11 protein-coding genes are annotated in these 12,109 nt (G+C 41.6%); 1 reads left to right on the top strand and 10 read right to left on the bottom strand.

What is annotated here, in order from left to right:
* Window positions 1-986 (bottom strand): phosphoserine phosphatase SerB (gene serB / locus AB4160_RS03600; protein WP_102477167.1); only part of this gene is annotated, 986 nt, incomplete at its 3' end.
* Window positions 987-1,073: 87 nt separating this feature from the next.
* On the opposite strand from serB, the gene AB4160_RS03595 reads away from it, so the two are divergent.
* Window positions 1,074-1,892, top strand: a complete 819-nt coding sequence (locus AB4160_RS03595) for an AhpA/YtjB family protein (protein ID WP_102477166.1) — start codon at window positions 1,074-1,076, stop codon at window positions 1,890-1,892.
* A gap of 63 nt (window positions 1,893-1,955) precedes the next feature.
* Here AB4160_RS03595 and deoD read toward each other — a convergent pair whose 3' ends face one another.
* From deoD to prfC, 9 genes are all read right to left on the bottom strand, one after another.
* A complete protein-coding gene (gene deoD / locus AB4160_RS03590) occupies window positions 1,956-2,666 on the bottom strand; it encodes a purine-nucleoside phosphorylase (protein ID WP_372003651.1) in 711 nt (236 codons plus the stop codon).
* Window positions 2,667-2,791: 125 nt separating this feature from the next.
* Window positions 2,792-4,009, bottom strand: a complete 1,218-nt coding sequence (locus tag AB4160_RS03585) for a phosphopentomutase (protein ID WP_102436196.1) — start codon at window positions 4,007-4,009, stop codon at window positions 2,792-2,794.
* 13 nt (window positions 4,010-4,022) lie between these two features.
* Complete coding sequence (gene deoA, locus AB4160_RS03580) at window positions 4,023-5,354, bottom strand: thymidine phosphorylase (RefSeq protein WP_102436198.1); 1,332 nt, start codon at window positions 5,352-5,354, stop codon at window positions 4,023-4,025.
* A 128-nt stretch (window positions 5,355-5,482) separates the two neighbouring features.
* Window positions 5,483-6,256, bottom strand: coding sequence for a deoxyribose-phosphate aldolase (deoC, locus tag AB4160_RS03575; protein WP_076543290.1), 774 nt, complete (start codon window positions 6,254-6,256; stop codon window positions 5,483-5,485).
* 394 nt (window positions 6,257-6,650) lie between these two features.
* Complete coding sequence (locus tag AB4160_RS03570) at window positions 6,651-7,478, bottom strand: outer membrane protein OmpK (protein ID WP_102439551.1); 828 nt, start codon at window positions 7,476-7,478, stop codon at window positions 6,651-6,653.
* A gap of 349 nt (window positions 7,479-7,827) precedes the next feature.
* Window positions 7,828-8,079 (bottom strand): hypothetical protein, encoded by a 252-nt coding sequence (locus AB4160_RS03565; protein WP_372003650.1) that lies wholly within the window; start codon window positions 8,077-8,079, stop codon window positions 7,828-7,830.
* Between the two features lie 64 nt (window positions 8,080-8,143).
* Window positions 8,144-9,406, bottom strand: a complete 1,263-nt coding sequence (locus tag AB4160_RS03560) for a NupC/NupG family nucleoside CNT transporter (protein WP_102439553.1) — start codon at window positions 9,404-9,406, stop codon at window positions 8,144-8,146.
* Window positions 9,407-9,590: 184 nt separating this feature from the next.
* Complete coding sequence (locus AB4160_RS03555; protein WP_303445776.1) at window positions 9,591-10,352, bottom strand: TatD family hydrolase; 762 nt, start codon at window positions 10,350-10,352, stop codon at window positions 9,591-9,593.
* 172 nt (window positions 10,353-10,524) lie between these two features.
* Window positions 10,525-12,108 (bottom strand): peptide chain release factor 3, encoded by a 1,584-nt coding sequence (prfC, locus tag AB4160_RS03550; protein ID WP_076542871.1) that lies wholly within the window; start codon window positions 12,106-12,108, stop codon window positions 10,525-10,527.
* Window position 12,109: the final 1 nt, after the last annotated feature.

The following is a 12,109-nucleotide window of genomic DNA, read 5'->3' as shown; positions in this document are numbered from 1 at the left end:
TAGGCTTGCAAGTAATACACTAAGCAGCGTAAATCCAAGTTATTGATACTCGCATCGGCTGCAGCAAGCAGTTTCGGCTTAGCATGGAAGGCAATACCAAAATCAGCAGCATTAACCATAGGAATATCGTTGGCGCCATCGCCAATGGCCAGCCGTTGCCCTGCAGCAATTTGCCAAGTGGCACTGCACTTATCAATCACATTGGCTTTATATTGGGCATCAACCACATCACCTGTTACTTCACCGGTTAACTTACCCGCTTCAATGACCAGCTCATTGGCGTAAGCGGCATCTAAATCCAGTAAATCTTTTAAATAGCCCACAAATGGGGTGAATCCGCCCGAGGCTAACACTAACTTCCACTCGTTAGACTTTAGCTCTGCCACTAGGCTTTTAAGCCCTGGCATCAAAGGAAGTTGCTCACATAAAGTGCTGATAATACTCTCATTGGCGCCTGCAAGCTTACTGACCCTTAAGCGTAAACTCTCTTCAAAGTCTAATTCCCCTTGCATGGCCCTTTCGGTGACTTCTGATACCGCCTCACCCACGCCAGCCATCACAGCTAATTCATCAATACATTCTATTTGAATCGCGGTGGAGTCCATATCCATCACTAATAGACCCGGTTTAAATAAGCTCGCTAGCGGCGCGGTTATATTGAGAAGTTCTGCTTTTACCTGCAGCGGAAATTGACTCATCAGTGTCCCTAAAGCTGAGGTTGAGGCAAGTTCAAAACCTTGTAAATCGTTATGTCTCATCAAAGGCGTAATCGCGCAGTCTTGGGTTAACTTTGCCAGCCAGTCATTAATGGCCCCAAAAGATTGCGCTTCAAATACCACTCTAAAACGATAAGGGTACTTAACCTGAACATTGTTAAGATACTCGTCTTCAAAATAACGAGTTAAAGTGACATGATTATGGCTATACGTCGCATCAAATGTTGAGAATAACCACGTTAATGGCTGAATATTTACCTGAGTTTCCATGGACTGCATTTCCCCAATGATTGCGACTATCTACAATGAATTATTTCGATTAGTATTAATTAAATAGAAAAATGACCAAGGATTAAAGTGATTTTTGTTAAAGGTCTTAAAAAAAGCCAAAAAATCAGCAGATTAATTCAAATCAGCATTGCTGTAATTTTATTATTTGCTTTAGTGCATTTATGGAAGTCGAGCCTTAATAACGGTCAGCAACTGCTGAGTTCGCAAACCCAAATCATGGCGCGCTTATTAGCTCAACAAGTGGCCAATGGCGCAGCCCCAGCAATGCATCTACAAAATGATGAGCAACTACAATGGCTAGCCAATGCGCTCGTGCTCGACCCAAAAGTGATGTCAGTGAACATGTACAGTACTCAAGGGGTAAGGCTGGCGTTTGCCCAAAGCGTATCAGACATCGAATTTGACGCCGATGATAAAGTACTAACTGAGATGTTATCGCCCTACCCACCTTTAATTGAAAACGTGCTTCAAGGTGACAATAACTTAGGCTATATCGAGGTGAGGTTAAACTTACATATTTTCTTTGATGAATTAAAAAGCCACTATCAAGAAAATATGAAGCAACAACAAATTATGCTGATTATTGCAGGTATTATTGGTTTGCTGCTGTCGCGGGTCTTTTCGTTTAAACGCGCAGATTTCGACCGACGTAAAACTCGCGCCAAACAAGGACGTAAAAATAGCCAATTAGTGCAAAAAAGCTTGTCTGAAGAAATGCATCAACTTGAAGATAGCCGGACTGAACCGACAGATGTGGATGACCAAAGCGCTAACCCAAAATCATCACTGATAACAGAGTCTGATAGCGATGAAAATATGACTTTTAAACAAGAGATACTAGAAGCCGAAAACCTCAGACTTGATGATAAAAGTAAACCCAGTTAACCATTAAAAAAAAGCGTAACTGATAAATCAGTTACGCTTTTTTACGAAATAATAAACGTTAAATTACAGAGTAACTACTGCATCTAATGTCATGATAATCATTTCGTTGAAAGTATTTTGACGTTCATCAGAAGTGGTTTTTTCTCCGGTTCTGATGTGGTCAGAAACTGTCACTACGCATAATGCTTTAGCGCCAAGTTCGTGTGCAACACCGTAAAGGCCTGCCGCTTCCATTTCGACCCCAAGTACACCCATTTTTTCCATGGTATCGAACATAGAAGGATCTGGAGTGTAGAATAAATCAGCAGAGAAAACGTTACCTACACGCACTTTAGTTTCGTGCGTTTTAGCTGATTCGATCACTGCGTTCATTAAGTCATAATCTGCAATCGCAGCAAAATCTTGACCTTTAAAACGTAAACGGTTTGCTTGCGAGTCAGTACAAGCGCCCATTCCGATAATCACATCACGCACTTTTACGTCAGTGCTAATTGCGCCACAAGAACCAACACGGATTAGGTTTTTAACGCCGTAATCAGAAATAAGCTCATGCGCATAAATAGAACATGATGGAATACCCATACCAGAACCCATTACAGATACGCGAGTACCTTTATATGTTCCAGTAAAACCAAGCATGTTACGTACATCAGTAACTTGCTCTACATTTTCTAAAAATGTTTCAGCAATATATTTTGCACGTAATGGATCGCCTGGGAATAAAACTGTTTCAGCAAATGCACCGTCAACAGCATTAATATGTGGTGTAGCCATGGAAAAACCCCTATATTTTTATCGTATATCTTTATATGTGGGCAGCAAAGTCATCCCCTTCGCTGCCGGACGTGATTCTACTATATTTATTAACAGATTAACCTTAGTAGATAGCATTTGAATCATCAATTAATGAATGATTCGCCATAATCCATAGGTTCAAGCTTAAAATACGTCGCAATAGACTGCCCAATGTCGGCAAAACTGTTTCTACGGCCTAATGAACCGGCAGCTAACCCCGCGCCTAAAGCAATCACAGGAACACGTTCGCGGGTATGCTCGGTGCCAACCCAGCTTGGATCGCAACCATGATCGGCTGTCAGTAATAACAAGTCATCAGGGTTAAGTAAGGCTAATAACTCTGGCAAACGTTGGTCAAAGTATTCTAAAGCTTTGGCGTAACCGGCAATATCACGACGGTGTCCGTAGTGGGAATCAAAGTCAACAAAGTTAGTAAATACAATGGTGTTATCTTCAGCACGCTTGATTTGCTCAAGGGTTGCATCGAATAACTCTTCAAGACCTGTTGCCTTAAATTTCTGGGTAATACCGCTGTTAGCATAAATATCGGCAATTTTACCAATACTCACCACTTCACCACCGGCATCTTTAAGCTTATCTAATACCGTTGGCGCTGGCGGTAATACCGCATAATCATGTCGATTACCTGTACGGGCAAAATCTTCAGGACCCGAGCCCACAAATGGACGCGCAATCACGCGGCCAATATTGTAAGGCTCTAGCTCTTCACGGGTAATTTCGCACAAACGGTATAGGTTTTCTAAACCAAATGATTCTTCATGACAGGCAATTTGAAAAACTGAATCAGCTGAAGTATAAAAAATTGGCTTACCGCTGCGCATGTGTTCTTCGCCAAGTTCTTCTAAAATTGTTGTACCTGAAGCATGGCAATTACCCAAAAAGTCGGTTAAGCCCGCACGTTTGAGGATTTTATCCGTAAGCTCTTTTGGAAAAGAGTTGGTTAAATCAGAAAAGTAACCCCATTCATACAATACTGGCACGCCAGCCATTTCCCAGTGTCCACTAGGCGTATCTTTACCTGAGCTTAATTCATCCGCATGGCCATAAGCGCCAATCACGTCGATATTATCAGCGAAACCATCGGCGAATTTACCCGTACTTTCAAAACCTAAATGGCCTAGACCGAGCTTTGCCAGGTTTGGCAGTGTTAATGGTCCTTTTCGGCCAATATCGGCTCGGCCTTCAGCACAGGCTTTAGCAATATGACCAAAGGTATCTGAACCTGTATCTCCGAATTTTTCAGCATCAGTGGCAGCACCAACACCAAAAGAATCCAACATTAAAATAAATGTACGTTTCATAATTTTTACTCCATTATAAATCTGAAGCGCGGATATAACGGTAGATTTCAGGCGTCTTTTCTGGCGCAGAATCTTCAATGTTAATCGCCTGCTGAACGGCAGCAGAGGCTTCTTCGAAAGCGGCTTCAGATTGAGCATGTACCATGGCGATAGGCTTATCAGCTGATATCTCATCACCTAATGCACATACTTCTGTTAATCCAACGCTATAATCTAATGCGTCGCCAGGCTTTCTGCGGCCACCACCTAAGGTCACTACCGCTAAACCTAACTCTCGGGTATCCATGCTATGAGCAAAACCCTGTTTGTTGGCATACACAGGACGAATAATTTTCGCCTGTGGCAAATATTTGTCATAAGACTCAACAAAATCTGCTGGCCCGCCAAGGCCTGATACCATACGGCCAAAAATTTCAGCCGCTTTACCATTATTTAAAACAGTATTTAATTTTGTACGTGCGTCAGCATCATTTTGCGCAATGCCGCCAAGTACGAGCATTTCAGCACATAGGCCCATAGTGACTTCGTAAAGACGTGGGTTACGGTAAGCGCCAGTTAAAAAGTTAATCGCTTCACGCACTTCAACCGCGTTACCGGCACATGATGCCAATACTTGGTTCATGTCAGTTAATAAAGCGGTAGTTTTAGTGCCAGCACCGTTTGCCACTGCTGTAATACTGCGAGCAAGTTCTTCAGAGGCTTCATAAGTAGGCATGAATGCGCCGCTACCGACTTTGACGTCCATTGCTAAAGCATCTAGCCCAGCTGCGAGCTTTTTAGAAAGAATTGAAGCAGTAATTAACGAGATAGACTCAACGGTTGCGGTATTATCACGGATTGAATAGAAACGCTTATCGGCAGGGACTAAATCACCGGTTTGGCCAATAATGGCAACGCCAGCTTCTTTAACTACTTTGCGAAACAACTCACTTGATGGCTCGGTTTGGTAACCAGGAATGGCATCAAATTTATCTAAGGTGCCGCCAGTATGACCAAGGCCGCGACCCGAAATCATCGGTACATAACCACCACATGCCGCCGCCATTGGGCCAAGCATCAGGCTAATGACATCACCAACACCGCCGGTGCTGTGCTTATCAATAATGGGGCCGTCAAGTGACAGTGCATCCCAGTTTAATACAGTACCTGAGTCACGCATACCTGTGGTTAAGGCAATACGTTCATCCATGTTCATATCTTGAAAATAAACAGCCATACCAAAAGCGGCTATTTGGCCTTCTGAAACGGTATTTTGAGTAATGCCATCAACAAAAAATTGAATTTCAGCTGCGCTTAATGCATCACCATTACGTTTTTTACGAATAATTTCTTGAGCGAGAAACATGCTACTTCCTCCAGCAAGATGAATTTATTGAGCCATCTTGCTACAACAATAAGGCACCGAATGGGCTAAAATGATCCATTCGGTGCATGCTAAATCGTTATGTCAAAACCGTACAATACTAACTTTGATTAGTAACCTTGTGCACCAGCAGGCGCATCGGCTAACTCAAGAGTATGAAGTAAGCTAGTTAATAAGCTTGAAGCGCCGAATCTAAAGTGTGCCGGAGTAACCCAGTCAGCACCTAGAATGCGTTCAGCTAAACCTAAAAACTCGGCAGTTTTAGCCGCGTCACGTACACCACCGGCTGGTTTAAAACCAACATTGGTGTTCTTTTCGCTAATCACGGTTAACATGATTTCAGCCGCTTCAAGTGTGGCATTAACCGGTACTTTACCGGTTGATGTTTTGATAAAGTCAGCACCTGCATCAATTGAAAGCTCAGATGCTTTACGAATTAACGCTGCATCTTTTAACTCACCTGATTCGATAATCACTTTTAAGATAGCTTGATCGCCACAGGCTTCTTTACACGCTTTGACTAGCTCAAAACCTAAGCTTTCGTTGCCAGCCATTAATGAGCGGTATGGAAATACCACATCAACTTCGTCTGCGCCGTAAGCTACAGCGGCACGGGTTTCTAATACTGCGATAGCAATATCGTCATTACCGTGTGGGAAGTTAGTCACTGTGGCGATTTTGATGTCTTCACAATCAAGTTCGTTTAAGGTTTTACGAGCGATAGGGATAAAACGAGGGTAAATACAAATTGCAGCGGTATGTCCAGCAGCAGTATTCGCTTTATGACATAAATCAATGACCTTTTGGTCAGTATCATCATCATTTAATGTGGTTAAATCCATTAATGAAATGCCAAGTTGTGCTGCTTTTTTTAAATCACTCATGTGTGCTCTCCAAAACAAAAAATAAATTAATCTTGTTATGGCAATGCAATTAAGCTGGCATTAGGGTGTTGATGGGGCCGGGCCTTCGAGCATTGCCAGTAAATAAATTCATAAATTACTGAACTAAGTATTCAATCTGATAACGAGTACCACGACTTGAATCCTTGAAGACCGGAAGAGGTGAAACAAAGATTATTGTTTCATCCATTCCGCGAAAAATCCGTTTTAGCGCGCAAATCAATCCAAATTAATGACAAGCTAATATCACTTATTTGGACCTTAATATTTATCTAAATACACTTTAGCAAATTCTACGATATATTTAAGTAAATACTAACATAAATTAATAAAAAAATAGAGCCACACAAGTGTGGCTCTATACTTTCAAGCAATCTTAGAACTTGTAAGTTGCTGTAAGGTAGTGAGCGAAACCAGTAGTTTCTAGACCTACGATACCAGCACCATCTTCAAGAAGGTATACATCTTTATATGCTTTTAGGCCGTAACCTAGAGCGTAGTTGTCTGAATGCCAATGTAAACCGAAGTATGCTGCGCCACCGTTGCTAGACATAGGTACGAACTCATTGCCGTAATCATCGTCTGCACCGAACTGGTAATCAACGTAACCTTGGAAAGATACGAAAGTACCGTTATCAAAGTTCATTACTGGCTTGAACCAGTTCATAGAGAATTGGTAACCATTCCAATCTTTACCATTCATGTCGTAGTGAGCGTATATGTTCATGCCAGTTTTACCTAACCATGGAACCATAACATCAGCACCTAAACCCCAGAAAGATGCATTCACGTCTTCTGCGATTGGTCCGCCACCCCAGTTAAATAAAGTAGAGAAGTAAACTTCTTGGATAGGACCAACTGAAAGGTCTAAACCAGTAATTGCATCAAGAGAAAAACGAGGTGCAAACTTCATGAACATACGGTTTTCACCGTAACCTTTATCACCAGAATCTTGAGTAAATAAGTTGAAAACATCAACGTAACCGTATAAATCAACAACACCAGCACGGCCGCCAAATTCCATTTCTAAGTAATCGTGACCACTTTCACCACCACTTGGTAATTCGTCAAAAGCATACATTGCATTGAACTGCATCCAACTGTAATCACCAGAACGTAAATCGGTGCGGTCAGCAGCCATAGCAGGTGCAGACATTGCAGCGATCGTAGTTGCAGCTAAAGCTAAAGTTTTAACGTTTTTCATTATCAACCCCATTGATATATTTAGTACCACCTTCGTGGGTGGCGATTTTTATAAAACGTTCGCATTGTACCTATTCTAGCTAAAAGCTCAATACAAAAAAGACAAAATACGAATACTTAATCCCAAAATGTGAACAATGTCGCTACCTTTAACTAACAACCAATAATTAAATAATCTATAAAACTATTAATAGGCCCAATATCGTTATATAAAACCTTAGCAAGCAACATACCATAAACAGCTGTAGCAAAAGTTGATTAAGTAAAATTCACGGAGAATGGCTGTTTTTAAAGACAAAAAAAGCCGTTATTACTAAATGATAACGACCTTTTTATTGGTAATGTTTAAATCATGGTAGTGATAACATCGCTAAAAATTGACCCGTAAATGTTGCACCCAAGAAGTTAACAAGCGAGCTAGCAATAACGGCACGTATATTAAGCTCAGCAAGCTCATGGTGACCACTAGGCACCATTGAACCAGCTAATCCAGCTAATCCAGCTAATCCAGCTAATAGCATAGCCATAGCCATAGCCATAGCGGATAAGTGAGCAGCGCCACATAATGCCAATGCAAGGATAACCACTATTTTTAGATACAAAAAAGGCCGTTATTAATAAATAATAACGGCCTTTTGACTAACCAAGCTTAACTCATAGCAGATATTAAATCGCTAAGAATAGGCCCGCTAGCGTTGCGCTCATTAAGTTAGCAAGTGAACCGGCAATAACAGCACGGATACCAAGCTTAGCAAGGTCATGACGACGACTAGGCGCCATTGAACCTAAACCACCTAATAGAATAGCAATAGATGATAAGTTAGCGAATCCACATAATGCGAATGAAATGATAGCTTTAGTTCTATCAGACATCATCATGCCAGTCTCAGCAACTACCTTGAAACCTTCTGCAGACGCATCAAGTAAGTAAGGAGCAAAGTTAAGATAAGCAACGAATTCGTTTACAACAATCTTTTGACCGATGAAAGAACCAGCAACAAGTGCTTCGTTCCAAGGTACACCGATTAAGAATGCTAAAGGCATGAAAATGTAACCAAGAATAAGTTCTAAAGTAATACCTTCAAGACCAAACCAACCAGTTACACCACCGATGATACCGTTGACCATTGCAATTAAACCAACGAAGGCAATTAACATTGCACCCACGTTTAGTGCTAAATGCATACCAGATGAAGCACCGCCAGCAGCAGCGTCTAATACGTTAGCTGGTTTATCAGGATCTTCAGGAAGATCTGACATGTCATTTTTAGCTTCTTCAGTTTCAGGATGCATTAGTTTAGCCATCATCAAACCACCAGGAGCCGCCATGAATGATGCAGCAACTAAGTATTCAATTGGTACACCCATTTGCGCGTAACCGGCTAATACTGAACCCGCGATTGATGCTAAACCACCAACCATGATTGCGAATAATTCAGAGTTAGTCATAGTCGCAATAAATGGACGAACAACTAGTGGCGCTTCAGTTTGACCAACGAAAATATTCGCTGTCGCTGACATAGACTCAGTACGGCTAGTACCTAATGCTTTTTGCAAGCCACCACCGATGAGACGGATGATCCACTGCATAATGCCTAAGTAGTAAAGCACTGCGATTAATGAAGAGAAGAACACGATAACGGGTAAAACATTTACCGCGAAAATAAAGCCAACTTTGAATTGAGCTAAATCGCCAAATACGAAGTTAATGCCCGATTGTGCATAACTAATTACACTAGATACGGCATCTGACATACCTTGTAAGATATCTTTCCCCACTGGTACGTATAAAACGAAACCTGCAAAGAATGCTTGAATAGCTAAAGCACCACCAACAGTACGCACATTAATTGCTTTTCTGTTATTTGATAGTGCATAACCGATTGCTAGTATGGTAACCACACCTACTAGACTCATTAGTATATCCATTAATCACGACCCTTTTTTAATTTGTTAACGATATGTATAATTGTTGTTAACTCACCTATTTTCAGTTAGTGATTATAACTGACGAGCGGATGAAAATCGTGGATTAGTTCATAGTTTTAGAGTTTAATTTCAGGATCTTATCCCACAGCAACGCCCATCAACCACGGTGTTTAAAAAAAAAGAATTACAGCTCAAACAGTTGTCGAGCATTTAACCCCAACTGTTCCATAATTAAAACAGTGGTTTTTTTTTGTAATTTTGCTATCTGTTCAACAAAACTTATTATCTGAAGCGGAGTATTTCGTTTATCTGGTGAATTATAGGGCGCCATGCTGGGAGAGTCGGTTTCTATTAGGAAGTGTTTAATATCAACTTCTGTAACCGTTTTTTGTAACTTTTTGGCGCTAGGGTTCATGATTAACCCACCTATTCCCAGTTTATAGCCCAGTTCAATATAAGATTTTGCCAACTCTGGGGCGCCATAAAAGCCATGAATAACCCCACCTTTAGGGTTAGGGTATTTTTTCAACATGGCTAATAGTTGTGGATGAGCTTTTACGGCATGTAAAATCACCGGTAATTGCCAATCAATTGCTGATGCTAATTGAGCCTCGAGTAAATCCAACTGTGATTTAGACCAATGTCGAAGCTTATCTAAACCACATTCCCCCAGGGCAACAAACCTTGGATTAGGCCTATGTTTAGCGATGAGATTATTTAACGCCGCCACTGCTTGAGAAATGTCAGCAGGTACATACCAAGGGTGGATACCTAAGGCAAAATAGCAGTCAAACTCGCTGGTAACCTCTAGCTGTTTAGCCCAAGATGACTCACTCACCCCTGGAATAATGACGTTGTCGATCCCGTTTGCGCGCATCTTTGCAAACAAAGCAGCTCTATCGTGGTCAAAATCCACAAGATCAAGGTGGGCATGGGTATCTATCATCACTTCCCTCAAACAAATAACTTTACTGCAAATCACAGCTAATGCAGCAAACCTGCTTAGCACTTTTTACGTTACTCATCTTGCCACTATAGAATAAAATTAGCCTCAAGCTTAAATCACAGCCAATAAAAAAGGCGGTTAGACCGCCTTTTAACATCAAACACCCCAGTGATTAGTTTTCGCGAGTTTTAGCGAACTCTACATCAGGGTAACGTTCCATGGATAAATTCAGATTTACCATAGTCGGTGCAATATAAGTTAGGTTATTACCACCATCTAAGGCTAAATTGCTGCTGCACTTACGACGGAACTCTTCGAGTTTACGCTCATCTTTACAGTAAACCCAGCGGGCGGTTGAAACACTAATGCCTTCATAAATCGCTTCGACGTTATATTCACTCTTAAGGCGTCCAACAACCACTTCAAACTGCAGTACGCCAACTGCACCCACAATTAAGTCGTTGGTATCTAGCGGTCTAAAGACTTGAACAGCGCCTTCTTCGGCAAGCTGTACGAGACCTTTAAGCAATTGCTTTTGCTTTAACGGATCTTTTAAGCGAATACGGCGGAACATTTCAGGGGCAAAGTTAGGAATACCAGTAAACTTAACTTTTTCACCTTGGCTGAAAGTATCACCAATTTGAATGGTGCCATGGTTATGTAAACCGATAATATCACCTGGGTAGGCTTCTTCAACTTGCTCACGATCACCAGCAACGAAGGTTAACGCATCAGAAATACGCACATCTTTACCGACACGTACATGATGCATTTTCATGCCTTTCTCGTACTTACCAGACACAATACGCATAAATGCGACGCGGTCACGATGCTTAGGATCCATGTTCGCTTGGATTTTGAAGATAAAGCCAGAGAACTTTTCTTCTTCAGCATGAATATCACGTACTTCAGTGGCGCGAGGTTGAGGCTTAGGTGCCCACTCAGTTAAACCGTCAAGTATATGATCAACACCAAAGTTACCTAATGCGGTACCAAAATAGACAGGTGAAAGTTTACCGGCTAGAAACGCCTCTAAATCGAACTCATGTGATGCACCGATCACAAGTTCTAATTCTTCACGTAATAACTCAGCAAGTTCAGCACCAATTGCTACATCAAGTTCAGGATTATCAAGGCCTTTCACTGTACGCACTTCTTGAATTTTATGCCCTAAACCTGACTGGTATAAAATTGCTTCGTCGCGATGGATATGATAAACCCCTTTAAACGACTTACCACAGCCAATCGGCCAAGTGATTGGCGCACATGCGATTTTTAGCTCAGTTTCAACTTCGTCCATCACTTCCATAGGATCGCGAATATCACGGTCACATTTATTCATGAATGTCACGATTGGTGTGTCACGTAAACGGGTAACTTCCATTAGTTTACGGGTTCGGTCTTCGACACCTTTGGCCGCGTCGATCACCATAAGACATGAGTCAACAGCGGTTAAGGTACGGTAAGTATCTTCAGAGAAGTCTTCGTGACCTGGAGTATCAAGTAGGTTTACTAGGCAATCACTGTAAGGAAATTGCATTACCGAAGTAGTAATAGAAATACCACGGTCTTTTTCCATTTCCATCCAGTCAGATTTTGCATGCTGTTTAGAGCCACGACCTTTAACGGTACCTGCAGTTTGAATTGCTTGTCCGAATAAAAGTACTTTCTCAGTAATAGTGGTCTTACCGGCATCAGGATGCGAAATAATCGCGAAGGTACGACGTTTATCGACCTCTACTGTTTGAACTGACATG

Source organism: Shewanella sp. 10N.286.51.B8, assembly GCF_041469325.1.
Classification (GTDB): domain Bacteria; phylum Pseudomonadota; class Gammaproteobacteria; order Enterobacterales; family Shewanellaceae; genus Shewanella.
This window is presented reverse-complemented; position numbering and strand designations above follow the sequence as displayed.